This window comes from Vibrio sp. STUT-A16, from assembly GCF_026000495.1.
GTDB classification, from domain to species: domain Bacteria; phylum Pseudomonadota; class Gammaproteobacteria; order Enterobacterales; family Vibrionaceae; genus Vibrio; species Vibrio diabolicus.
In genome coordinates this window covers 60,754-83,520 of the sequence record NZ_AP026766.1, presented here as the reverse complement: position 1 = coordinate 83,520, position 22,767 = coordinate 60,754, and the positions used below count along the sequence as shown (strand labels likewise).

Here is a 22,767-nt window from a genome sequence, read left to right as displayed (position 1 = left end):
GGTAGGTAAAATTGATAATATTTAGAAACCTCATCAAATTAATTGATAACTTTATGCGGCTAGGTAAAATGAACTCTATTGCTTATTGGGGCATGTTTTTAACGATTGTGAGGGTATGAAAAATACTCACCAATAATGGAGGACACTTTGCGCTACTCACTTAAGCAATTAGCGGTTTTTGACGCAGTTGCAGATACCGGCAGTGTAAGCCAGGCCGCAGAGAAACTGGCTTTGACACAATCAGCGACAAGTATGTCACTTGCGCAATTAGAAAAAATGCTTGGCAGGCCTTTATTTGAGAGGCAGGGCAAGCAAATGGCGTTAACCCATTGGGGTATGTGGTTACGACCAAAAGCAAAACGCTTATTACAAGACGCACTGCAGATTGAAATGGGCTTTTATGAGCAACATTTGTTAAGCGGTGAGATTCGCATGGGCGCGAGTCAAACTCCGGCAGAGCATCTGGTTCCAGACCTTATCAGTATCATTGATAATGACTTTCCAGAAATGCGTATTTCCCTTGGTGTGCAGAGTACAAAAGGGGTTATTGATGGCGTATTAGATTATAAATATGACTTAGGGATCATCGAGGGGCGTTGTGACGATAACCGTTTGCACCAAGAAGTCTGGTGCCGAGACCATCTTACTGTTGTCGCTGCATCTCATCATCCTTTTGCTCGCAATCAATCTGTAAGCCTCGCGCAGTTAGAACAAGCGAAGTGGGTGTTGAGAGAGCATGGCTCTGGCACACGAAAAACATTTGATAGCTCTATTCATCATCTAATTGAAGATTTGGATGTGTGGCGAGAGTACGAGCACGTTCCGGTGTTACGCAGCTTAGTTGCTAACGGCCAGTACCTTACTTGTTTACCGTATTTAGATGTAGAGCGATATATAGAAGCGGGTCATCTTGTTGCGTTAAATGTGCCCGAGCTAAAAATGGAAAGGACACTGTCATTTATATGGCGAGCTGATATGGCAGAAAACCCACTAGTCGACTGCATTAAACGAGAAGGTCTGCGAATGATGAAAGGTAAGCCTTCGGTATTGTAAGTTACCACTCAAATAAGCTCTAGAAGTACAGCAATGCCACTCGCTTAATTGGGAGTGGCATATTTCTATGTACAGTATACTGAACTTCGAAGAACAAGCGTGATTCAGGAGCTTTTATGCACTCACTTGGTGATCCATGATTCTGCACGCCGATATTAGCTTCCTAGTCTCGTTAAAGCTTGCTGGAGTGACCTATTGGAACTATCCAACACACATCCTTTTTACCTAGCACTAGAAATACTCATTCCCTAAATCTGTTGATTTATCGGTTGCGTCAAACTTTTAGTGCAAGTCATGAAATTGTTATAACCTTATTGTGATCATTATCACCGATAAACAAGACTGATGTATCTAACATGTGTCCTTGATTTCAATGTATGAAGGCAGTTATTGAGCCATATGGGTACGATAATAGCCAAGCAGGTACGACTACCATGACGACACTTTTAGCTATCTCTATCACTACTGGAATTTTATCTGGCGTATGGGGTTGGATCGCCATTTCTTTAGGTTTGCTTTCTTGGGCTGGTTTTTTAGGTTGCACGAGCTACTTTGCTGCGCCAACTAGCGGATTGAAAGGACTTGGTATCAGCTTAATCACTAATATGACGGGTGTATTCTGGGCAATGGTAATTATCCACGGTTCAACTTACGTTGGTTTGGAAATTATCGGTTATGTGATTACCGCTATTGTGGCATTTTTCATGTGTATTCAAGCGAAACAGGCTTGGCTCGCGTACATTCCAGGCACTTTTATTGGTTCCTGCGCAACATTTGCCGCTGATGGAAACTGGCAACTTGTCATTCCATCTTTGCTGCTAGGTGGTGTGTTTGGTTATCTAATGAAAGCGACTGGACTTTGGTTGCATACGAAATCAAGCACTACTTCTTCTACGCTTGCTGAGCAAGCACAGTAGTGAACCCCCGATCTTATTTGTATCCACTGTGTATTGAGTTTTATCCCTCTCAATACCTTTAATCAAAATTAATGATGTTTGATACAAGCACACCAATTTGGTGTGCTTTTTTTGTATTACAAGGCAAGGTGTGAGTGTGAAATACTCTAACTCATGTATTGCCGTTTGCCATGGTGACAACGCGCTTAAGTGTCCAACGCAGAAGTACAGGAATGCACTCCATACCTCTCTCTTCACAGTGAGATACAATGGCCAAAGCTAAGTCCGGTTTTGCATGCTTTTTCAAAACACGGTTTACGACTTTTTTAGCTGGGATAGGGTGATCATGAGGAACTTTGATGATGTCCTTAAAGAAAAGTTCAAACCCATGATTATATAGAAAATGTTCGATATCTCGATCAGGTAACTCTGTAAGTCTATGCCTTTCCTGATCATGATCGAGTTGCGCTCTCACGGCATGCGCGTACTTTTTACCTGCCGGGTCACCATCGGTAACAACATGCCAGTCGATACCGAACTCTTTTGCTACTTTGATCAGTGACTTCAGTCCTGATTGTGCAAATTCAACGATTTGAACTCCTTCCGCAGCTAAGTCATATCCGCATTGACGAGCCAGTTCATGAAATAACCAAACTTCAGTTTCGCCCTCTACGAGTAACCAACACCGTGCAAACAACGCCCCTGAGCGATGAAAACGAATGTGGAAACCAATTCGGCGTAACTCATCTCTACCAAACTTGGCAGAGTTTAAGCTCTTGGCAATGGTTCGGTCTGACAAGCGAATCAAACGCCGGATTGAATAAAGTGGAACCGAGCCAAGTAACGTACCGCTGTTGGTAGTTAAAATCTTTTGCATTGGCAACAACTGCAATAATGACCACGCTCTAGCGAGATGAGTTGGGTGTAGTCGGCCTTCCGGGTCTTCGATGATCAGTATCGGTCTTGCGCAGCGTCTTAAATCGGTAGGGCCTTTTGCTTGAAGGTAAGCATTGAGAAGCCCCATTAAAAGCAAGCGGCTTTGTTTATCATTTGTTTCCTTAAGGAATTGACTTAATCCTTTATCAGAGGAAGGGCTTGTATAAAAAAGACCATCACGAGGTTTTCGTGGGTTACCTTTGCTGACGCTGCGGAACGCAAAATAGTGTTCGACAAGTGTTTGCATTGAATCGAGACTACTGCGAATCTCACCCTTGTTTACGTGCCCAGGCATCGCCAATAGCCGTCGACAGGTGTTATTGATTCGTTTTTCAATCCGAGCATTTTTGCTGTCGCCGTTGACGTGGTTTAGATCTGGGAAGCGTCGGGAGTCTCGTAGGCGGATAACAGGGTGAAGAGTCATCAACTCTACGGCGAGTTTCTCAGAGTGGTGCAGTTTCTTCGGCTTACCGTTATGATCCAAAAATGCGTATTCAGTTTTAATATCATACTCGTCGCGAGACGCACTAATTCGATAGTAAATGACCTGCTCACCATCTTCGTTTGTGCACCATGCAGGTTTTATCCGTCGATAACGCCCTGCTTTTACTTCGTTCTTGTCTTGTGCTTTAAAGCAAACAATGATCTGCAAGTGTTGGGTTTGTGGATGAGAAATTGAATAATCAACGTGAAAATCTTTTAATTCGAATTGATACAATGAGCCATTAGCAGGTAGCGCGATAGAAAGGGCATCGAGCAATGATGATTTGCCCCACGTGTTCTCACCGATGAGTGTAGTGAGTTCGTCAAAAGAGAGTGAAAGGCGTTTGATGCCTCTAAACCCGGAGATTTCGATGCGTTCTAGTCTCATCTCAATCCTCCTTGCAATTATTTGAATTATAGAGAGTTATTTTGCTACTCCTAAGCATATATTAATTCGAAATATTGGAGTTAAGCTCAGTTCACAAAATTACGAGAGCCCCTTACTGAATAGAGACCGCAACAAGCGACGCTTGCTTTCAAAAGTAGTGTAGATAGCATCGTGATCACTTAAACATGAAATCAAAAAATCACAGTTTCATAAAATTCATGATTCTGTCATGATTCACTTCTTATTATTATAAGGAATGAAAAGAGAGAAGATGAAGATGAATAACAATCATAAGCCAGTGAGAATCAAACTGGCACACATCAATGACACACATTCCTACTTTGAGCCAACGTCATTACAGTTAAAGCTTAAGATCAACAATGAACTCACGCTAGAGCCATACGTGAGTGCTGGCGGGTTTTCTCGCATCGCAACCCGAGTAGAGCAGCTACGAGACGACGCGCAACGTCAAGGGCATGGGATGTTATTTCTCCATGCTGGAGACTGTTTCCAAGGCACACTTTATTTCTCATTATTTAAAGGTAAAGCCAACGCCGATTTGTTGAATGCGTTAAAGATTGATGCGATGGCGTTAGGCAACCATGAACTGGATATGGGTAATGAACCTGTTGCCTTATTCTGTCAACGCACTCAGTTTCCATTACTTGCTGGTAACTGGGATCTATCAAATGAATCGCTTCAAAAGCCTCACCGAGTCAGCGATAGCAACAATGTGTATAGCTATCAAACGGAGACACAAAGCGCACAATACATCGTCAAAGAGTTTCATGGTGAGCAGGTTGCGATTTTCGGATTATCCATTGATAAAATGAGCGATATCGCGAACCCAGATGCAGATACGCCATTTAAGTCTGCAATTGAAACCGCTAAGGCGACCGTAAAACAAATTCACTCCTCTGGTATTAAAAATATCATTCTTCTGAGCCACTTAGGTTATGAAGGCGACTTAGAGTTGGCTGAACAAGTTGAGGGGATTGGTATTATTGTTGGTGGACATAGCCACCGACTGCAAGGCGATTTCTCATCAATAGGTTTAGGGCAAGATGACCCTTATGGTGTCAAAGTAAAAGATACCTACGTTGTGCAAGCGGGCTTTCATGCTTTGACTATGGGGCACTGCGTCATTGAATTTGATGCAAACGGCAAAGCAGCCATGCTGAGTGGTCAAAATGAACTGTTACTTGGCCGACGTATTTTTTGGGACTCGACACTAAATCAACAGCTTGACCAAGGCGTATTCGAAACCGCGTGTGACTTTATCCATGGTCAACCTAATGTGGTGGTCTGTAAGAAACACCCGGAGACTCAAGCGATCCTAAGTGATAAATACATCCCTCGGGTAAGACAGTTACAGTCACAAGTCATTGCTAGTATTGACACCAAAAAGCGTCATGTGCGAATCCCAGATGAGTTTGGTGAGAGCGAGCTGGCTTCTTCTGTTGCTCGTTCATTTTTGTACAGCCTAAATAAACGCGGGCATGAGGTTCAATTTGCGATTCATAATGCGGGTGGCGTGCGAACATCATTGAATCCTGGCAACATCACAGTGGCAGATATTGCCGGACGGTTGTTGCCTTTTGCCGTTCCGATCGGCTTTTACGACGTAAAAGGCAGTGCTATTCGCCGAGCACTTGAAGGCGCCATAAACAATGCACTCAACAATGATGTGGAAGGTACTGGCTCTGGCAGTTATCCATACACTTACAATTTAAACTTTGAGTACCGAGCGGATGCCCCTAAAGGTGAAAGAATTCAGTCATTAGCAATTTTTGATGGTCAACAATGGGTCGACGTTCAAGACGACACCTGGTATCGAGGCACTTCCTCCGCTTATACCATGAAAGGGAAAGAAGGTTACGATGCGCTACTGGAGATGAAAGGCGAGGGGCGTGTAACCAACTTATCCATGGCAGACTGTTTTATTGAACTTCTGACCGATGAGCCAAACTGCTTGAATCAAAGTCACAAACTTTATACACAGCAACACAGGTAGTAGATATTGGTATCGATTTTGCTGTCTTTCAATTGCTACATGCGATGATGAGGGTGGCAGTATGTGGAATAAAGATTGGACAGATACGGCAGTGGTGGTTGCTTGGGTCGCAATTTGGTCAACGTTAGTTTACTTTGTACCTTTGAGCGGTTTTTGAATTGCTAATAACACGGAAGTTAGGAAAGGAGCAGTTATGCTCCTTTTTTTGTGTCTATGCTCTCAGAGACATCGCTCCGACTCTTAAATGTATCACCTTGAGTCACTTGCTGATCTTTACATCTAACAAAAGTTTACGAGGTTGAACCAATTCCTTTGTTTTTATATTTCTTTCTGATTTTTAATAAGAATTTTATTTCGATTGGACAAAGCTTTTTTGTTGGAAAGCGTTACATTCGGCGTTATCATTGCGGCGTTTGGGGAGTAGTTAGCGCAAGTTTACTTATCGTCATCTCGTTAAGCATCAGCTTATCCGGTAAGTAAAGGTGTTGCGTGATTCATCCACGCCGACACTTCAACGAGACCAACGCATTCATTGACTGGCAGCACATGATTACTATGTGACTGCTTGTTGTTATTGTCTGCGGAAGGTCACCAAACTCATGTCCTTCCGCCATGGGAGGAAGCATGTCTCTTATCGAAAGTACCACCCAATTGAGCCAATCGGCACCACTTCAAGAGTCATTAGCGATGTATGGCGCTTTTGGTCTTTTTACACTTGCTCTTGTTGCGCTTGATATCTATCAAACGCGTGGTGGCGTTATAACAATGAAAAAAGCCATCCTTTGGAGTGTTTTTTGGTTCTTACTTGCCTTTGTTTTTGCAGGTTCTATCTATTTATTCTGGGACTTTTACGCACCGCACAGCTCTTATACGAACGATAAAGCAACGGTTTCATTCTTAACAGGCTACTTACTAGAGAAGTCGCTAAGCGTGGATAACTTGTTTGTGTTTGCCATCATCTTTGCACAATACAGTGTGCCGGAGCATTTGCGTCCGCGAGCGCTGCTTTGGGGCGTGATTGGTGCGTTAGTTCTACGGGCTATCATGATTGCGGTTGGTGCTCAGTTACTTGCGCAGTACCACTGGGTGTTGTACCTCTTTGCCGCATTCCTTATTTGGACAGGTATTAAGCTTGCTCGCGACAAAGGTGAAGCAGAAGAGGTTAACCCATACCCTGAGCAGTTTATTCGCAGAATATTGCCAGTTACGGATGATTACCAAGGAAATCACTTAATCTTAAAGCAAGCTGGTAAGTGGGTGGCAACACCAATGCTGATCGTAGTCGGTGTAATTGCAGTGATGGACGTAATGTTTGCACTGGATTCTATACCTGCCATATTCGCGGTAACACGAGAGCCATTTTTAGTCTTAGCTGCGAACGTGTTTGCACTGTTGGGTTTGCGATCTTTGTACTTTGTTCTGCAAGCGATGTTAGACAAGTTTGTGTACTTAAAACCAGCATTATCGGTGATCATGATGTTTATCGGTGTAAAGATGTTATTGGTGGGAACAGAGTATGAGATTCCGACAACGTGGTCACTCACATTCTTAATCGTTGTGATGACATCAGCGGTTGTGGCATCGCTCCTCAAAAATAAGTCGAACAGTCGCTCTAGCGTTAAAATTACTAATCAAAAAATATAAGTAAAGCGCTAAAAATAAAATAAATAACGAAACTTAATGTTAAAAATATGTTGTTAGTCGAGATGGTTTTATGCAGGTAACGTTAAGTTATTCAACATAATTAGACAGTTTATGACTATTTATGCTGTTATTATTCATTTGTATTTTTGATGTTTGTAATGGACTTGTTTTATTAGATAATATAATCCGAATGGGTAAAATTTGTCATTTCTTAAACAATAAGAAACTGACTAATATACAACCAACAAAACAGACTACTGCTTTAAAGAGAGGCAATCATGGCACAAGCAATGCAAATGACAAATGTAGCTTTACCAACCTCTATGGATAAGAAAACCTACGCGGTTAACTTCAAAGGACTGATTGCTCACTTACTAGACATTCTATTCGTAGATAATACTGCACCACGCAGTTACTATGCGGAAGATTTGTCAGCTCACATTCAAAAAGATATCGGTATGTACCGTTAATCTTGAAATAATGAATGAAAATACCGGCTTATAAGCCGGTATTTTTTTAGCTGCTCAAACGCGAATAACGGAGCTAGAACTCTATACAGAGTCAATACCGGAGTAGAGGAGCTTATTCCAAATTGGTGTTCATTAGAAATGAAAACGGGGCACTAATAGTGCCCCGTTTTGACTTGTAGAGTAATACGATATTACTTCTTACGACAGTATTCTGCGATCACGTACATTGACTGACCGCCATTTGCCTTGCCCGAAACTAGTTTCGGATCATCACCAAGGCTGATACCACGGATCACTGTGCCTTGTTTGATTACTTGGTTAGTGCCTTTAACTGGTAGGTCTTTGATTACCGTTACATCGTCACCTTTCTTAAGTTCAGTGCCGTTGCAATCCAACGTTTTGTCATCATCAGACATACCCTTCATCGCCCAGTTCATTTGCTCTTCTTCCATGTACATCATGTCAAGAGCATCTTGAGCCCAGCTTTCAGAGTTTAGGCGAGTGAGTTGGCGCCATGCTGTCACTTGTACTGCAGGAACCTGGCTCCACATGCTTTCGTTTAGACAACGCCAGTGGTTAATGTCTTTTGGCTCATCGATCTCACCCAGACACTTATCACAAACCATGATAGCAGTATCAACGGTCACGTTACCGTGAGGTGGGACAGCGTATGCTGTTAGTTGAGATTCAGAAGAACACAGTTCACATTTTGACTCGCAGCGCGCAAGCAGAGTAGCTTCAATAGACATAAGGACTCACCTTAGTAATGTTATTTTGTGGCGGTATTATCCACTTTATCCTGAGAAATAAAAGGGTGTTAGCGAATTAAAGCCGAGATTTTACAATATTCCAACCTGATTAGGGTGAAGATGTAAAATATTCGCTAAACAAATAATACCTGTATATAAGAAAATGCATTGATTGTTTTGAATGATGAATTGGTTGCTTCATTTCTTGAGGAAGTTAGAGGTTCGTTGGGAGTATTAACTGCGCTCAGAAGTGTGGGCAGAGCCCTCTAAAAATATAGAGGGCATATTGCTAGCGTTCAATAATCTGCACAACTTGATCTTTTGAAATGCTCATTTCTTTCCCATCCATGTCTTCATACTCGTACATACCCGTTTCTTCGTTAAGGTCTGGTTTACCGTAAGAAGTAATAATTTTCCCTTCATTTGTCGACATAAGATATTGGCTACTTCCGCATGCAGCAAGAAGTAAAGCAGTGGCCATTATAGTGAATATGCGCATAGAGTTTTCCTTTCAAACAAGTAAGTTAGGTACGACACCGATTTAACTATAGCAAAGGATATACGGGACGGTTTTTTATGATAGAGAACGAAAAAGCCCAGTCGAAACTGGGCTTTAGTAAGAGAGGTAATACGATTACTTCAGAACGGAAGTATTAGTCACACCCGTTAAAGTGTCATCCATTAAGAAGTCGGTGTTTTCCATTTGCATCTCAACGTGATGGTCAATATCAGACAGAGTGTCATTTGGCGAAGCAAAAGTACTGTGCGATGCAGCAGCATTAAACTGTACAAAGCTCGCAGTTGCATTCACAGTAGTGTCCGTACTGTTCACAGTTTTCAACCCTAGCTTATTAGCAAGCGGTTCAGTACCCGCGAATGGTGCATTTGGAACGCTGTTTGGTACTGTGCTATCGCCATCCACCTCTGTCATAAAGAATGGTGTCGTTAGCGAACCAGATGCCACTAAATCTGAAGCGTTTGTGAACGGATCGACAGTGTCTAGTGTAGTCTGTGCTGCATAGATAAATTGTGAGAAACCTGCTTCTAGGGCTGCTACTCGAGCTTCCGTTGCCGCAGCCTCAAATGCTTCGTAACATGTTTTATCTTCTAGATCCGCACATGATGCATCAGCGTAATTCGCATAGTCTTTTGATGCTGCATAAGCGAGGTTATGTTTGATCTGAGGGCCGTAATTGTCTGAACCTAGTAACAAATTACCAATTTGACCACCAGAGTTCTGCACAGAAGCAGAGCTAAAGGTGTACAGCGCATCCGCAGTAGGGCTGCCCAATGTATTGTTTGCTGCTGCGACGGCAGATGTAGCTACAATACCGCCAAGTGAATGGCCTAGCATTTTGACTTTTGAACCCGTCATTGGGTTGAAGCCTTGCAGAGGACCTCCAGCTAAAAGACCGCCTTGCGCCGATACTACCAAGCTAGCGCGCAAACCTAACACATCCAGAACACTTTGACGTAGATTGTCACGCGCAACGGCTAAGTTGGAAAGATTTAGATAAGCCAGTACATTCGCATTTGCGGAACGTTGTTCATCTAAGCTGCGCGTACCGTGAATAGGTAAGTCAATAGCAATAACAGCCACACCTGCTTTTACCATATTGAACGCGAACGCGTACGCATTCTCTTTCGCTGAAGTGATGCCGTGTTGATAAATCACAACGTCGGTCGCGACACCAGATTTAGGTGTGAAGACAAGTACTTCGACATCTTCTACCGATTTAACGACTGGAACTGGGGAGTAGCGAGTCACAATACGTTCACTGTCGAGTTGGGTACCATCGCTTAATGTGAGTTTAGCACCCACCAGTTTTAGCTGCTCTGTAGGATCGGTTGCAAGCTTTGTCACGTCAACAGGGTTATTTGCGAAAACGCCGGTTGATAGCTGCTGAACCATGTTCGCTTGCTCGTTCGGATCCGCCAGTGCTGCGCTTAGCTTCGCTAGGCTTGGCATCGCAGATACCATTGGCTGCATGTTCCAGTTTGCCCCTTTTTCTAGATAATGAGGCAGTCTGACCACACCTTGAGTCACATTTACATCGGCACCTGACTTCGCATAAAGGCCTTTAATTGCCGTTTTAGCTGCGTCTAGGTCACTAACGTACTTACTAAAGTCATCGTCAGAGTCTAGCGCAGTGCTAAAGTCTTGTGTTGCACCAAGTGTCATTGTATAGGCTGTTGATAAATCTACTGAACCTTCGTTCGCATCGTTTTTGTAAACGGCGTTTAGTGTATTTGCACCCGTTGAGAAACCGGTTGCCGTTACACCTTTAACCGCCGCCAAAGTGTCACCTACAGACTGAGTGCTGAACCATGAGGAGTAAACGATGTCGTCAGGGTTTACTTTGGCGATACCAAAAATGCCTTCTACCGCTTGTGTCACCGCTTGAATAGAAGCAAGAGCACCAGTTTCATAAACGATTTCTTTCGATTTACCTGTCGCGTAACTGGCTGATGTACCGATTGGCTCACCATTCACGTCAGTGACATCTTGTGTTACTGCAAAAATGTACTCGCTTGACTCATCAAGCGCATCCATGAACTGGATATATAGAGAGTTGCCTTTTGCTTGAACAACGTAGTCTTGGTTCTGAACGAGAACGTCTTCGATTGGATTAGACTTACCATCCCACTCGGTTAAACGTTGATTAATCTTGATGACTTTAATACCAGACGGCAGCATACCCGTTGCAAAACCATCGCCTTTAAAGTTCAGAACGATTGGCATAGACGTTGACCATCCATCCATCGTATTCATCGAGGCTCTAGGGTTGGTTAAGGCATCATCACCGTCAGTTGGCAGACCAAGCGTGCCATCTGTTGTGTCCATTAGTATGTAAGAGGGCGCAGGTACATCCGCATTCGCCCCTTGAAGCGTAAAGCTGATAGATGTTCCACGGTCGAGCAGTGCTTGGACTTCATCTTCAAATTGAACTTTGTCGGAAGTACCAGAGCTTGATGTATTATCACCACAACCAGCAAGAAGGATTGCAGAACAAAGCATTGATAATTTAAACGTGTGTTTCATTGGTTTACTCCGTAATCCCATTATTTGAAGGTGTAGTTCATCTGTACCGCGCTGATGTAAGCAGTACCTTCAGAGTCGAACTTGATCTCTTCATCCTGAGCATTTGTCTCGGTGAAAGAGCCTGATTTACTCTTAACAAGTGCAAAGCCTGCATCGAAAGTTAAATTCTCATTCATTGCGTAAGTTAGGCCCGCGCTGTACCAAAAACGGTCACTGTCAGGGATGCTCAATGTGGCTTCACCTGCTTGTTCGTCGTATGCAAAGCCCGCACGGAATGTCCAATCCGCATTGAGGGTGTAAGTGGCACCAATAGAATAACGATTGTTGTCTTCGTATTTCTCTGGTTTGTAGAAACATTGACCAGCAGTTCCATCATTACATTGAGGACTCGTCGCTTTCAGTTCTTTAAATGTGCTCCAATCGGTCTGTTGCCAGCCGTAATGTACTGCCCATTGTTCATTCAGTTGATGGAAAGCCGATAATTCGATAATTGAAGGGAGAGAGATTTTTAAACGGCCATCCACTTTTGGTGATGGAGCTCGGCCTGAGTCGTAACTACTAAACTCACCGTCGTCAAAATCTAGATCAACTTTAGAACGGTAACCAAAGCCAAAACGGTTGTTTTCATTTAGCTCGTACAAAGCGCCAATATTCCAACCCCAAGCAAAAGTTTCGCCTTCCATGCCGACAAGGTTATCGGACTTATTACCACCTAAAATACCGGCGAGTGCGCCTTTATGACGAGTCAGCTCCGCTTCCGCGTACACTAGGTTGATACCACCACCGACACTGAAAGACTCGTTGATACGGTAAGCGACATTAGGGTTGATGTTTACTGAAAGTAGGGAAGTGTCACCCGCCATGTCACCCGCAGAAATATCATCTGGATAATCAGTAGCAACACCGTATGTTGTGAACATACCGATACCCCAAGCCCAGTTATCGTTGATAGGGCTGATGTAATAACCCGCTGGCACGACTTGTAAAGGGGCAACATCTTTCGCATGTTCTTTGTTAACTGTGTCATACACATCGACTTCAGGATCGATGATAGATAACGCGCCCGAGAATTGAGCTTCTTTGAAAAGCGTCATCGCTGCTGGGTTTCGTGCAAGAACGCTGGCATTGTCTGCGACCGCTCCTTCACCTGAAAATGCTCGACCAAGACCAGATGCTGAATGCTCAGCTACCTGGAAGCCCGCTGAATGGGCATTACACGCAAACAATATCGAAATTGTAAGCAGAGAGCAGTGCTTCTTGTTCATCCTTGACCCTCCTAGGGTGTCATAGTGTTGGACCGAAGTCCTTGTAATTGTTGTGTGATACTTACACCAGTTGTTAATACGTGAAATACAACTGTGATGTAAATGTAATGTTAATTGTATGTTTAATAACTTGTCAAAGTTTGAGCGTATTTTGCGTTTTAAATATGATGCATAGGTCAAACGGTGATTCGTAAGGGCATGTATTATCGTTATATTTTTTAAGAGAATGGTACGACCAGAATTGTTTTACGGGCTTTATGATTAAATGGCATTCAAACCAAGAGATAGCGGGCTTTGCCGTTTCTGTACTTAGCAGGCATAATTCGCGCCTCGCTTTGTTGTTATTCAATAGACGCAATAGGAATCGTGTTGGAATTACTGAATGTTGAATTTTTAGGTCGTTCGTTAAGGCTCGAAGGATCGATGGCTGGTTGGCAGCAGTTATATTGGGATAACACCTTGGTGTCCCAAATAGATGCCAGTGATAATGTTGCAGACACTTGCCTTCACCAGTTTAGACTCTCTGCAGGGGAGGAAGTCCTGGTATGCCATTTGGAGTGTTCATTAACATGGCAACCGTTTGAATTGAGTTACAAGGTCACAATTAACGATGAGCTTATTAGCGAAGGTTGCCGAAATGAAAAAGACATCGAACGCCAAGTACCAGAAGTTGAGCCGCCAACGGAAAAGCGTTTAAGTGTGATAGGGTTAGTATCACTTGGAATGAAAGCACTCAAGAGTGCGAAAGTAATCAAAGTGGCGCTAGCATCTGCAAGTCTTGCTGCATATTCTTGGCTATTTTCTATCGAGTTCGCGTTAGCTTTGATCGCCTGTTTAGTTTTCCATGAGTATGGCCATATTAGAGCGATGAAGTACTTTGGAATGAAGACCAAGGGCATCTATTTGATTCCATTTCTTGGCGGCTTAGCGCTGAGTGATGAAAAGATCAACACACGCTGGCAAGATGTGGTTATCTCGATTATGGGACCATTTTTTGGTTTAGTTCTTAGCATCGCGTTTACTTTGCTTTATTGGATGACTGGAGAGGTGCTCTTCGCTGGCCTAGCAGTGTTTAACGCGTTACTAAACCTGTTTAATCTGTTGCCTATTCTGCCACTAGATGGTGGTCATGTACTCAAAAGCATTACCTTCTCGATGAACACTTGGGTTGGATTAGTCGGCAGTATAGCTGCTGCCTTATTGGGTATTCTTATCAGCTATTCTTTCGGGCTGACGTTGCTAGGGTTTTTATTGTTAATGGGGATGCTAGAAGTGGTCATGGAATGGAGAGGTCGACATCATAGTCATTTATTGCCGTTAACCCGTTACGGACAACTCTTCTCACTTGCTTGGTACTTGGTTTCTGTCGGTGGTTTTGTCGCTATCATTTGGTATTTTGCTACCCCTGGAGATAGCCTGTTGAGCTTGCCACTACAGATACTGGGTACTTAAACTATTCCTTATACCCATTAAAAAAGCTCCCTAGGGAGCTTTTTTGCGAAAAATAGACACTGGTAGCAGAAGTTTAGCCACATTTTGGCGCTTTCGCGTTATACGCAGGCAACTTATTTATGGTTGCTTGTAAATCTTTAATACGCGTACTGTGCGATGGGTGAGTTGAGAAGAATTCAGGCGGTTGAGAGCCACCGGATGCAGCACTCATATTTTTCCATAAATCGACACTTTGACGTGGGTCGAAGCCTGCTTTTGCCATAAACTCAAGCCCGACAATATCAGCCTCGGATTCCTGAGTACGACCGTATGGCAAGATAACACCGTATTGAACACCGACACCAAGTGCCGCCATCGTCATTTGTTGATACTGTTTGTACTCGGAAGCTCCAATGGCAACGTTTGCTAGAGACAACCCTGCATTTGCTAACTGACTTTGTGAGAGACGTTCATTACTGTGGTCAGCGAGGACGTGAGCGACTTCGTGACCAATGACTGTTGCCAACTGATCTTGGTTTTTCGCGACATCTAAAAGCCCGGTATACACGCCGATCTTCCCACCTGGTAGAGCAAACGCATTGACTTGTTCACTATCAAAAACAACGATTTCCCAGTCTTTAAATCCAGATTGAGCGGGAATGGTGTCAGTGATGTGTTTGGCAACGCATTGAACATAGGCATTCGTTTTGCGATCTTTGCTGATTGGGATATCTTTCTTCATTTGTTCGAAAGATTTAGCGCCAAGCGATGACATTTCCTGATCTGAAAACATCAGGATCTGGTTGCGACCCGTCGGTGATGCGCTACATGCCGTTAAGCCCGCGATAGTTAAAAGAGCAGAGGCTTTCATCCATACCTTCATAATAGGCTCCATCTAAATTATTTTTGTTTTGAAGCAATAGTATATACCCAAATAGTAACATGATGCATGGATCAAATTATTCATCAACTGGCAAAGAGGCCAAGATGTTACATCTTGAAGTTAGACTTAAGTAAAGTCTATGCTAGCTCTCTAATAAATCGTTACAATCCGACAAACCAATTTGTGAAATTAAGAGTAAAACAATGAGTATATGGAAAAAGCCCGTTAGCATAGAGATTCTGAATGCTACATCAAAAAATACCCTGATCGAGCATCTACAAATTGAATACACAGATTTCACGGATGACTCCCTTACAGCGACCATGCCTGTATGTAGTTTTACTCATCAACCTTTAGGAATGCTTCATGGTGGCGCTTCTGTTGTACTCGCAGAAACATTAGGCTCTTTAGCTGCAAATTTCTCTGTTGATGAGGGGAGTTACTGTGTCGGTTTGGATATCAACGCGAACCATGTACGTGCAATGCGAAGTGGTCATGTGATTGGTACGGCAAAACCCGTACACCTTGGCGTTTCAACACAAGTGTGGCAAATCGACATAACTGATGAACGAGGCCGATTAGTGTGTACCAGTCGCTTAACTATCGCAGTGAAGCAACATAAAACGAAGTCGGTATAAAGCAAGATGGTGATTGAGTTTTCATTAGGAAAAATCATTGCTACCCAGCGTGAAATCGTGATTAAGCTCTCCGGCAGTGCAATGGTAACCTTACAAGCGCAAACCGATTCTATCCAGTTACTGGGTAGAGGAGCGAACGTTGTTTTATCTCATGGTGCAGAGTGTAAATGGTCTATCAAGCTGGATAATGAGGAACAACTTGTCGGTCTTGCACGAGAAATTGGCATCGATATTCAATAATTTACTGCGTGACGTTTGCACTTTTTGGTAAAAATGAGGAAACTTAGCTTATCAACAATAAGATAAGAATTTCCTCTTTATGAGTAGCCCTCGTTTACGTGTTCAGTTCGAAACACTGTTTGAAAAATTCGCCGGTCACGATACGGACGTTCAGCTAGAAGACATTACCGAAGCGCTGTTTTGTACACGTCGCAATGCCCGTATTGTTCTCAATAAATTAGAAGAGGAGGGCTGGATTGAATGGCATCCAGCGGCGGGTCGAGGAAAGCTCTCAAAACTCGTTTTCAAACGTAACCGTAGCGATGTCAGTGAAAACCTCGCCAGACGTTATCTCGACGAAGGGAAAATTGGCCAGGCTCTAGATGCGCTTGATAACGACGCGGCTCGATTAACGCAGGTTATTCAGGGTTATTTAGGGCTTCAGCATCGGCAGGGCGAACAGGTGGTACGTTTGCCATATTATCGACCATTGGCGATGTTAAACCCACAGAAACCGATGCGGCGTTCTGAACAGCACATCGCCCGACAAATTTTTAGCGGGCTCACTCGTCTTGATGAAAATGAACAACTTCAGCCAGATTTAGCCCACACATGGGAAGCCATTTCTGATACACACTGGCGTTTTTATCTTCGTCGTGGGGTGCGTTTTCATAATGGTGAACCGTTATCAACCAGTTGTGTACTTGAAAGTGTGCTTGCACTAAGTAGCCTGAACCTGTTTTCTCATATAAAAAAGGTATCTTCACCACAGGAATGGACCGTCGATATTGAACTCGTCCGTCCTGACCGCTACCTGCCTTTGGCGCTGAGTGAGTCGCAAGCAAAAATTTTGCTACCAAGCGCTTTGCGTTCAGAAAACTTCGATAGACAACCAATAGGGACTGGGCCGTTCCAAGTTAAAATGAATGATGATAAGCGTCTCATTTTGACTGCTTTTGATGGCTACTTTGGCTTTCGTCCCTTGCTGGACCAAGTTGAGGTGTGGGTAATTGATGAAGCGTACTCTTCAATGGTCTATCCAAGCTTGTCTAAGCCAAAGATGGATAAACAAGGTTCATCTGATGAGGTCGAGCTTGATCCTGGCTGTACATTTCTATTACTAAACAAAAACACCGGGATTGCAAAAGACCCACGCTGGGCAGAATTTCTATCACAAACTCTCAACAGTCACCAGATTTACGCGCATGTTCCTCAAGATAAAGTGATGGAATTGGGTGTATTGCAAGCCTTTGGCCTTAAGCCAGGTTGGATTGATCTTAGGCCAGCAGAGGCGGGCAGCGTGCCGCAGGCTGATAAGGTGATTTCCGTAGCGTATCAGAAAAAGCATCCGATGTTTCCAGTAGTTGCCAAGGCCATCAAGACACTCTTAAAACCGCACGGTATAGAGGTCGAGTTTATTCGTTATGATTCTCAACCGCCCGCACCGGAGGAAGTGGATATTTGGGTGAAAGCCATGGGCATTGCAACGAATCGAAATGATGCTTTGGCTGGCTGGCTTCTGGATTACAGTGATATTGAAAAATTCAGTTCTGGTTACGATTTTAGCGAATGGGCGAAGCTCGTTGATCAGTGGCGTGCTGGTGTTTATCCAGACTTCCCTGCACGTGAGTTAGGACGTCAGTTGGTAAAAAGTTGTCAGGTGATTCCGATGTTTCACTGCTGGTTGGGTGTCAATAAAGACCACAGCGGCGCCTTACAAAATGCAAAGTGTAATGCCTTAGGTTGGTTTGACTTTAATAACGTATGGGTAAAACCTGATATAGAAATGAATCATGGCGAAACCGAATAAGAAACAGCCGACGAAAACCGTCGATATCTATTGCTCAAAGTGTAAAACTCAACTATTCAAGTACCGTAAAGGCGGAAAAGGCGCACTGGTCAAGTGCTTCAAAGAGCGCATTGTTGACGATTTCACACAAACCCCATGCAACTGTCCCAGTTGCGGGCAAGAGTTTGCAAGAGATACCCTAGTGAGAGGAACGCCCGCTTACAAAATGATTGGCGGCAAAGTGACAATGAAATAATGAAGGGCTAGAAAATGAGTATAAAACATGACTACTGCATGGTGTTAAGCACAACCAGCAACGAAAAAAATCGAGATCAGATCATTAAAGGTTTGCTAGATGCCCAATTAGCCGCGTGTATTCAAACGATGCCTATTGAAAGTCACTATGTGTGGAAAGGGGAGATTTGTACTGACAACGAATGGTTGCTGGTGATCAAAACTCGCCGAGAGCTCTATGAATTGGTGGAAGAGAAAATAGAAAACCTGCACGAATATGAAGTAGCACAGATCGTACAGGTTCCAATTGTTGATGGGTTTAACCCTTATTTAGAGTGGCTGAGAAAATCGACGCTGAGCCGACATTAAAAATAGCGACAACGCTGCACCTACGGTGTCGCACAACATATCTTTCTGGGCGTCCCATATGTCACCTTGCGAGCCCAGAAAGGCGATTCCTTCATCGCCGCCAGCCAATTCTGCATACCACCATTCGATAATCTCATAGCCTGCTGCAAGCGACATGATCGCAAACAAAGCAAACCAGCAAGAGAACGTTTTGTTGAACTTGTTCTTGTGTATCAAGTATTCAGCTATCGGATACGCATAAAGGCCAATCGAAAAGTGCGCAACGCGATCAAAGTTGTTTCTATCTGAACCAATCATGTCGTTAAACCAGTCAAATGGTACTTCGGAAAACGTATATTTCGCTCCGATAGTGTGCAAACAGAGCCAGATGAACATTAAAAGGTAAGCCGTATTACTGAATTGATAGCGAATCGAGATTACCCAAATAGCAACAAGAATACCAATTGCTGGGATAATCTCTGCAAACCAAACGGCACGTGAGTTAGGTTCTAACGCAGAAAATAAAAACACGATGGCATAAAAAATCGTCAATCCTAAGAGTGTCGAGGTGCTTTTCATAGAGTTACTTGATCCTTCAATTTATCTTACAGTGGGACTCCATAGACTTGGGTAATGATTACACTTAATTGAACGGTGTGCAATTGTTATTTTGATGGTGTTTTTGATCACTGAAAATGTTGATTTATTGCCAAACTGCTCAACATTAAAACGTTTGCGCGTGCACTTTTCATTAAAGTTTGATTTACAACATGCCCATCCATAGAATCCGTGATTCAGTCTAATAAAAAAAGAAGTAAAGCCATGAAACTGGAAACTGTCGATTATCTTGCTGACGATGCTGCTCAACAGTTCGTTACCTCTCTGCGCGAAACAGGGTTCGGTGTGTTGAAAAACCACCCGATTCCACAAGAGCTTGTAGAGTCAATTTACAAAAACTGGCATGAGTTTTTCTGTTCAGATCAAAAGAATGATTTTCACTTTAACGTAGACACCCAAGATGGCTACTTCCCACCTTCTGTGTCTGAAGTAGCGAAAGGGCACAAAGTGAAAGACATCAAAGAGTACTTTCATGTTTACCCTTGGGGCCAGATCCCAGAGCAACTTAAAGCTGAAATCTTAGAGTACTATGAGCGGGCGAATGCATTTGCTCAGGAGCTATTAGGCTGGGTTGAAGCGTACGCACCTAAGGACGTTCAAGAGAAGTTTTCTATCGCGTTGTCAGAAATGATCAATAACAGCGACAAAACATTACTACGCGTTCTTCACTACCCACCAATGACAGGGGAAGAAGAGCCAGGCGCTATTCGTGCTGCTGCGCATGAAGACATTAACCTGTTAACGGTTTTGCCTGCTGCTAATGAGCCTGGACTACAAGTAAAGAGCAAAGAAGGTGATTGGATAGATGTACCCTGTGACTTCGGAAACTTAATCATCAACATTGGTGATATGCTTCAAGAAGCGTCGGGCGGTTACTTTCCTTCAACGACTCACCGTGTAATCAACCCAACGGGTGGCCGTCAAGAAAAGTCGCGTATTTCATTGCCGTTGTTCTTGCATCCAAAGCCAGAAGTGGTTTTGTCTGAGCGCTACACCGCACATAGCTACCTTATGGAACGTTTACGTGAACTAGGGGTTATTTAACCTTTACGTGATCTCCTTACAAAGGCCGATGGTTGATGACTATCGGCCTTTTGTTGTTTATGGTACAAAATGATACCCACGCTTCATTCGGTGCCACAGAAATTAGGCCTGAAATACGCGTCAGCAAGCATTTTTACCAGTACAGATGAGCAGCTTTCTCTGAGATTAGTGTGATGCTTCAATATTAAACAGAGAGGATGAATGGAAGGACAACGCACGGTCAGTAGTATTGAGACTCATGCAATAGAAAACCCGTTGCTTTGGCCAATGCTAGAAATTCTTAGAAAGCAGCCTTCCGATTGGAAAGTTCACACCTTAGCCAGCAAGTTGAGTGAACAGGGCTACATTTCGAAATTGGATGATTCTCCTGATAAGGATTTATTCAAACGAAATTTCTTAATCATGAACGCGCTATACCAACTGCAAGAAACGCTTTACCCAGATGCCTGGCTGCAAGTTGAAGCGATGAATATCCAGCTGATGTCTTCGTTAGAAGCTTCGAGGCATATCGTTGATATTAACGATCCTTTGCGTGAATATTACCTGGATTGGCGCAACTACGAAGCGGACGAAGATGAAGTGCGTCGATTGTTGAATGAGTTTTGGACCACTTATCAAAAATTCATTGGTGGTTCGTCTGTTGCAAGTGTAGATAAGACAAAGGCACTGTCACTGTTTGAGCTTAACCCTGATGCAACACCCGCAGAAATTAGAAAGCAGTGGCGAAAACTCGCGCTTCGTTGGCACCCAGATAGAGAGAATGGTGATGCAGAAAGGTTTAGAATTCTTTGTGAAGCGTGGAATGTACTGAGAAACGAATGATTCGGTATGAATAAAGATAAAGGAAGGCAGCTAACTATTAGCTGCCTTTTTTCATTGGATTATCTCAATCAGCGTATCAAAACTAGCATGAAGGCTTAAACTGAGATTTTCTCATGCGATTAAGCGCAGCCATTACGTCTAGTGTGCGTGGTTTGGCTAAGTCTCCTTGCTTAGGAAGCGATGCATGCCACTCACCAGACAGCATTTCTTCAATTTCCTTCGCTGGATGATTACACCAGCCTGGAAGCTGAGCAATTTGAAACCATAACCAGCCAATCGTGTTGACTTCATCAGCGGACTCAATCTGTTCCAAAGCGCTAAGGTCAGTAAACTCTTTGCCAAACCGAAGTGACTCTTTGCCTTTCGCATTCACACGGAATTTACCGTCAGTGAGAATATTCATCAAAGCAACGCGATTCAGGGCGCGAGGCGGGAAGGTTTGTAAACGTTCTTCCGATTCGTTATGACGTTGAGTAGGGTGCTGAGCGATCACTTCTTTCGCTTTTTCTGTCACATCAACCGCTTGGTAGTCGTGCATCTGAATGACTGTGTCGGCAACGTCTAAGTAGTCGCCTGAACCACCCATAACGATAATGGTAGAGATATCGAGATCATCTCGCAATTGACCAATGCGATCGACAAGAGGGCTAATTGGTTCATCACCTTTTGCCACCAATGCCTGCATACGTTCATCTCGAATCATGAAGTTCGTCGCAGAGGTGTCTTCATCAATCAATAACGTGCTCGCACCCGCTTCAATAGACTCTTGAAGCCAAGCGGCTTGTGATGTTGAGCCTGATGCATCTTGAGTCGAAAAGTCCGCTGTATCTTTACCCATTGGCAAATGGTTGATGTAATTCGACAGGTTCAAATGATGCACACATCGACCATCTTCGGCACGGATCTTCATTGCTTTGTCATCAGCTACGATGTATTCACGACCATCTCCTGGAATATGATCGTAAATCGAACGCTCAATCGCATTCAGTAAGGTAGATTTACCGTGGAAACCGCCACCTACGATAAGTGTAATGCCCTTTGGAATCCCTAATCCCGTGACATGGCCTTTGTTTGGCGCATGTAAAGTCACTTGCAGCGATTCAGGGGCTTTGAATTCAACCGCCTCTTTCATTGGGAGATCACAGTTACCGGCAATTCGAGGGAGAATGCTGCCATTTGCGACAAACGCAACTAGGTTATTGGCTTCCAACTGTGCACGCAGGGCATCTTGGTCTTCAACAACTTGGCAATGCTCAATCAATGCTGCTTTGTCGAGTTCACGTTCTAAGGTCGCTCGACGGATAAACTTAGGCAAATGGAAAGTCAGTATGTTATTGGCTTTTTTCCCCAACACTGAACGACCTTCAGCAGGCAAGTTAACTCGAAAACGCAGTTCAATACCTTCCTCGGTAAACAATACTGCGGTGCTATCCAACACAGTTTGGCCATTCAATGAAATGGATACGGAGTTTTCTTGTTTAGCAAACTGCTCAAAACTGCGCGCAATAAAATCACGTGCTGCTCGTTGAAAAGCAGGGGACTCGTCTTTTAACCATTCCAGACCAGTCAAGGACCAGGCGCGAGTTGCACGAAAACGTGACGCGGAAGCATACGGATCTCCTTGTACGTGATCGATGAACAAAGTGAAATCAGTGAAGTCGTATTGACCTTTGATTTGCTGATAAGCGCGGTAGTTCTGCTTTTCAATTTTCTTAAGCGTGGCAGTCAACTGATCCATGAAGATATTGGCCTTTTAATAGAAGCGGGCGGCGATTATAGAAACCACCGCCACCTTAGTAA

The 22,767-nt window shown here is 43.6% G+C and carries 21 protein-coding genes; 13 read left to right on the top strand and 8 right to left on the bottom strand.

Features of this window, described 5'->3' with window-relative positions; genetic code table 11:
• Window positions 1–147: 147 nt before the first annotated feature.
• Together OO778_RS17055 and OO778_RS17050 are read left to right on the top strand one after the other, a co-directional pair.
• The gene (locus OO778_RS17055) at window positions 148–1,053 is read left to right on the top strand and encodes a LysR substrate-binding domain-containing protein (RefSeq protein ID WP_005395522.1); all 906 of its coding nucleotides are present in this window, start codon (window positions 148–150) and stop codon (window positions 1,051–1,053) included.
• A 434-nt stretch (window positions 1,054–1,487) separates the two neighbouring features.
• Window positions 1,488–1,970 (top strand): DUF1097 domain-containing protein, encoded by a 483-nt coding sequence (locus tag OO778_RS17050; RefSeq protein ID WP_005395520.1) that lies wholly within the window; start codon window positions 1,488–1,490, stop codon window positions 1,968–1,970.
• Between the two features lie 151 nt (window positions 1,971–2,121).
• On the opposite strand, the gene OO778_RS17045 is transcribed toward OO778_RS17050, so the two are convergent.
• Complete coding sequence (locus OO778_RS17045) at window positions 2,122–3,756, bottom strand: ATP-dependent endonuclease (RefSeq protein ID WP_012842315.1); 1,635 nt, start codon at window positions 3,754–3,756, stop codon at window positions 2,122–2,124.
• A gap of 271 nt (window positions 3,757–4,027) precedes the next feature.
• Between OO778_RS17045 and OO778_RS17040 the strand changes: the two genes are divergently transcribed.
• The 3 genes from OO778_RS17040 to OO778_RS17030 all read left to right on the top strand — a co-directional run bounded on the left by OO778_RS17040 (window position 4,028) and on the right by OO778_RS17030 (window position 7,884).
• Entirely contained in the window at window positions 4,028–5,770 is a 1,743-nt protein-coding gene (locus tag OO778_RS17040; RefSeq protein ID WP_264912258.1) for a bifunctional UDP-sugar hydrolase/5'-nucleotidase, read from the top strand.
• Between the two features lie 624 nt (window positions 5,771–6,394).
• Window positions 6,395–7,414, top strand: a complete 1,020-nt coding sequence (locus OO778_RS17035) for a TerC family protein (protein WP_104970688.1) — start codon at window positions 6,395–6,397, stop codon at window positions 7,412–7,414.
• 278 nt (window positions 7,415–7,692) lie between these two features.
• Window positions 7,693–7,884 carry a hypothetical protein gene (locus OO778_RS17030; protein WP_005376351.1) on the top strand — a complete coding sequence of 64 codons (192 nt, stop codon included), beginning with the start codon at window positions 7,693–7,695 and terminating at the stop codon, window positions 7,882–7,884.
• Between the two features lie 191 nt (window positions 7,885–8,075).
• Here OO778_RS17030 and OO778_RS17025 read toward each other — a convergent pair whose 3' ends face one another.
• The 4 genes from OO778_RS17025 to OO778_RS17010 all read right to left on the bottom strand — a co-directional run bounded on the left by OO778_RS17025 (window position 8,076) and on the right by OO778_RS17010 (window position 12,941).
• A complete protein-coding gene (locus OO778_RS17025; protein ID WP_005395511.1) occupies window positions 8,076–8,633 on the bottom strand; it encodes an alkylphosphonate utilization protein in 558 nt (185 codons plus the stop codon).
• A 289-nt stretch (window positions 8,634–8,922) separates the two neighbouring features.
• On the bottom strand, window positions 8,923–9,132 hold the full coding sequence (locus OO778_RS17020; protein ID WP_104973667.1) for a YgdI/YgdR family lipoprotein: 210 nt from the start codon (window positions 9,130–9,132) through the stop codon (window positions 8,923–8,925).
• 135 nt (window positions 9,133–9,267) lie between these two features.
• Window positions 9,268–11,676 carry a VolA/Pla-1 family phospholipase gene (locus OO778_RS17015; RefSeq protein ID WP_264912257.1) on the bottom strand — a complete coding sequence of 803 codons (2,409 nt, stop codon included), beginning with the start codon at window positions 11,674–11,676 and terminating at the stop codon, window positions 9,268–9,270.
• A 20-nt stretch (window positions 11,677–11,696) separates the two neighbouring features.
• Window positions 11,697–12,941, bottom strand: a complete 1,245-nt coding sequence (locus OO778_RS17010) for an outer membrane protein transport protein (RefSeq protein ID WP_005395507.1) — start codon at window positions 12,939–12,941, stop codon at window positions 11,697–11,699.
• Between the two features lie 423 nt (window positions 12,942–13,364).
• Between OO778_RS17010 and OO778_RS17005 the strand changes: the two genes are divergently transcribed.
• Window positions 13,365–14,393, top strand: coding sequence for a site-2 protease family protein (locus tag OO778_RS17005; RefSeq protein WP_242657424.1), 1,029 nt, complete (start codon window positions 13,365–13,367; stop codon window positions 14,391–14,393).
• 73 nt (window positions 14,394–14,466) lie between these two features.
• On the opposite strand, the gene OO778_RS17000 is transcribed toward OO778_RS17005, so the two are convergent.
• Window positions 14,467–15,255, bottom strand: a complete 789-nt coding sequence (locus OO778_RS17000) for a M48 family metallopeptidase (protein WP_104216526.1) — start codon at window positions 15,253–15,255, stop codon at window positions 14,467–14,469.
• 203 nt (window positions 15,256–15,458) lie between these two features.
• Between OO778_RS17000 and OO778_RS16995 the strand changes: the two genes are divergently transcribed.
• The 5 genes from OO778_RS16995 (at window position 15,459) to cutA (ending at window position 18,504) form a co-directional block, all read left to right on the top strand.
• Window positions 15,459–15,893, top strand: coding sequence for a hotdog fold thioesterase (locus OO778_RS16995; protein ID WP_012842307.1), 435 nt, complete (start codon window positions 15,459–15,461; stop codon window positions 15,891–15,893).
• A 6-nt stretch (window positions 15,894–15,899) separates the two neighbouring features.
• On the top strand, window positions 15,900–16,133 hold the full coding sequence (locus OO778_RS16990; protein WP_054867596.1) for a DUF3389 domain-containing protein: 234 nt from the start codon (window positions 15,900–15,902) through the stop codon (window positions 16,131–16,133).
• Between the two features lie 79 nt (window positions 16,134–16,212).
• A complete protein-coding gene (locus tag OO778_RS16985) occupies window positions 16,213–17,922 on the top strand; it encodes an SgrR family transcriptional regulator (RefSeq protein ID WP_012842305.1) in 1,710 nt (569 codons plus the stop codon).
• Window positions 17,906–18,157, top strand: coding sequence for a hypothetical protein (locus tag OO778_RS16980; RefSeq protein ID WP_074190659.1), 252 nt, complete (start codon window positions 17,906–17,908; stop codon window positions 18,155–18,157). Before OO778_RS16985 ends, OO778_RS16980 begins: the two co-directional genes overlap by 17 nt.
• 14 nt (window positions 18,158–18,171) lie before the next feature.
• Window positions 18,172–18,504 (top strand): divalent-cation tolerance protein CutA, encoded by a 333-nt coding sequence (gene cutA / locus OO778_RS16975; protein ID WP_041853070.1) that lies wholly within the window; start codon window positions 18,172–18,174, stop codon window positions 18,502–18,504.
• On the opposite strand, the gene OO778_RS16970 is transcribed toward cutA, so the two are convergent.
• Window positions 18,466–19,062 (bottom strand): DUF2238 domain-containing protein, encoded by a 597-nt coding sequence (locus tag OO778_RS16970; protein ID WP_074190660.1) that lies wholly within the window; start codon window positions 19,060–19,062, stop codon window positions 18,466–18,468. The genes cutA and OO778_RS16970 overlap by 39 nt on opposite strands.
• Before the next feature lie 243 nt (window positions 19,063–19,305).
• Here OO778_RS16970 and OO778_RS16965 point away from each other — a divergent pair, with 243 nt between their 5' ends.
• On the top strand, window positions 19,306–20,145 hold the full coding sequence (locus OO778_RS16965; protein ID WP_005376329.1) for a 2OG-Fe(II) oxygenase family protein: 840 nt from the start codon (window positions 19,306–19,308) through the stop codon (window positions 20,143–20,145).
• Between the two features lie 201 nt (window positions 20,146–20,346).
• Window positions 20,347–20,967, top strand: coding sequence for a DNA-J related domain-containing protein (locus OO778_RS16960; RefSeq protein ID WP_074190661.1), 621 nt, complete (start codon window positions 20,347–20,349; stop codon window positions 20,965–20,967).
• Window positions 20,968–21,049: 82 nt separating this feature from the next.
• Here the strand turns inward: OO778_RS16960 and OO778_RS16955 are convergent, their stop codons facing one another.
• Window positions 21,050–22,705 carry an ABC-ATPase domain-containing protein gene (locus tag OO778_RS16955; protein WP_074190662.1) on the bottom strand — a complete coding sequence of 552 codons (1,656 nt, stop codon included), beginning with the start codon at window positions 22,703–22,705 and terminating at the stop codon, window positions 21,050–21,052.
• Between the last annotated feature and the right edge of the window lie 62 nt (window positions 22,706–22,767).

What these genes read in the sequence shown, in the direction of transcription:
- OO778_RS16985 (WP_012842305.1), top strand. Translation starts at nt 16,213, where the DNA reads ATGAGTAGCCCTCGTTTACGTGTTCAGTTCGAAACACTGTTTGAAAAA.
- OO778_RS17045 (WP_012842315.1), bottom strand. Translation starts at nt 3,756, where the DNA reads ATGAGACTAGAACGCATCGAAATCTCCGGGTTTAGAGGCATCAAACGC.
- OO778_RS17040 (WP_264912258.1), top strand. Translation starts at nt 4,028, where the DNA reads ATGAAGATGAATAACAATCATAAGCCAGTGAGAATCAAACTGGCACAC.
- OO778_RS16995 (WP_012842307.1), top strand. Translation starts at nt 15,459, where the DNA reads ATGAGTATATGGAAAAAGCCCGTTAGCATAGAGATTCTGAATGCTACA.
- OO778_RS17005 (WP_242657424.1), top strand. Translation starts at nt 13,365, where the DNA reads ATGGCTGGTTGGCAGCAGTTATATTGGGATAACACCTTGGTGTCCCAA.
- cutA (WP_041853070.1), top strand. Translation starts at nt 18,172, where the DNA reads ATGAGTATAAAACATGACTACTGCATGGTGTTAAGCACAACCAGCAAC.
- OO778_RS17015 (WP_264912257.1), bottom strand. Translation starts at nt 11,676, where the DNA reads ATGAAACACACGTTTAAATTATCAATGCTTTGTTCTGCAATCCTTCTT.
- OO778_RS16990 (WP_054867596.1), top strand. Translation starts at nt 15,900, where the DNA reads ATGGTGATTGAGTTTTCATTAGGAAAAATCATTGCTACCCAGCGTGAA.
- OO778_RS17010 (WP_005395507.1), bottom strand. Translation starts at nt 12,941, where the DNA reads ATGAACAAGAAGCACTGCTCTCTGCTTACAATTTCGATATTGTTTGCG.
- OO778_RS16955 (WP_074190662.1), bottom strand. Translation starts at nt 22,705, where the DNA reads ATGGATCAGTTGACTGCCACGCTTAAGAAAATTGAAAAGCAGAACTAC.
- OO778_RS17030 (WP_005376351.1), top strand. Translation starts at nt 7,693, where the DNA reads ATGGCACAAGCAATGCAAATGACAAATGTAGCTTTACCAACCTCTATG.
- OO778_RS17020 (WP_104973667.1), bottom strand. Translation starts at nt 9,132, where the DNA reads ATGCGCATATTCACTATAATGGCCACTGCTTTACTTCTTGCTGCATGC.
- OO778_RS16960 (WP_074190661.1), top strand. Translation starts at nt 20,347, where the DNA reads ATGGAAGGACAACGCACGGTCAGTAGTATTGAGACTCATGCAATAGAA.
- OO778_RS17035 (WP_104970688.1), top strand. Translation starts at nt 6,395, where the DNA reads ATGTCTCTTATCGAAAGTACCACCCAATTGAGCCAATCGGCACCACTT.
- OO778_RS17025 (WP_005395511.1), bottom strand. Translation starts at nt 8,633, where the DNA reads ATGTCTATTGAAGCTACTCTGCTTGCGCGCTGCGAGTCAAAATGTGAA.
- OO778_RS16980 (WP_074190659.1), top strand. Translation starts at nt 17,906, where the DNA reads ATGGCGAAACCGAATAAGAAACAGCCGACGAAAACCGTCGATATCTAT.
- OO778_RS16970 (WP_074190660.1), bottom strand. Translation starts at nt 19,062, where the DNA reads ATGAAAAGCACCTCGACACTCTTAGGATTGACGATTTTTTATGCCATC.
- OO778_RS16965 (WP_005376329.1), top strand. Translation starts at nt 19,306, where the DNA reads ATGAAACTGGAAACTGTCGATTATCTTGCTGACGATGCTGCTCAACAG.
- OO778_RS17000 (WP_104216526.1), bottom strand. Translation starts at nt 15,255, where the DNA reads ATGAAGGTATGGATGAAAGCCTCTGCTCTTTTAACTATCGCGGGCTTA.
- OO778_RS17050 (WP_005395520.1), top strand. Translation starts at nt 1,488, where the DNA reads ATGACGACACTTTTAGCTATCTCTATCACTACTGGAATTTTATCTGGC.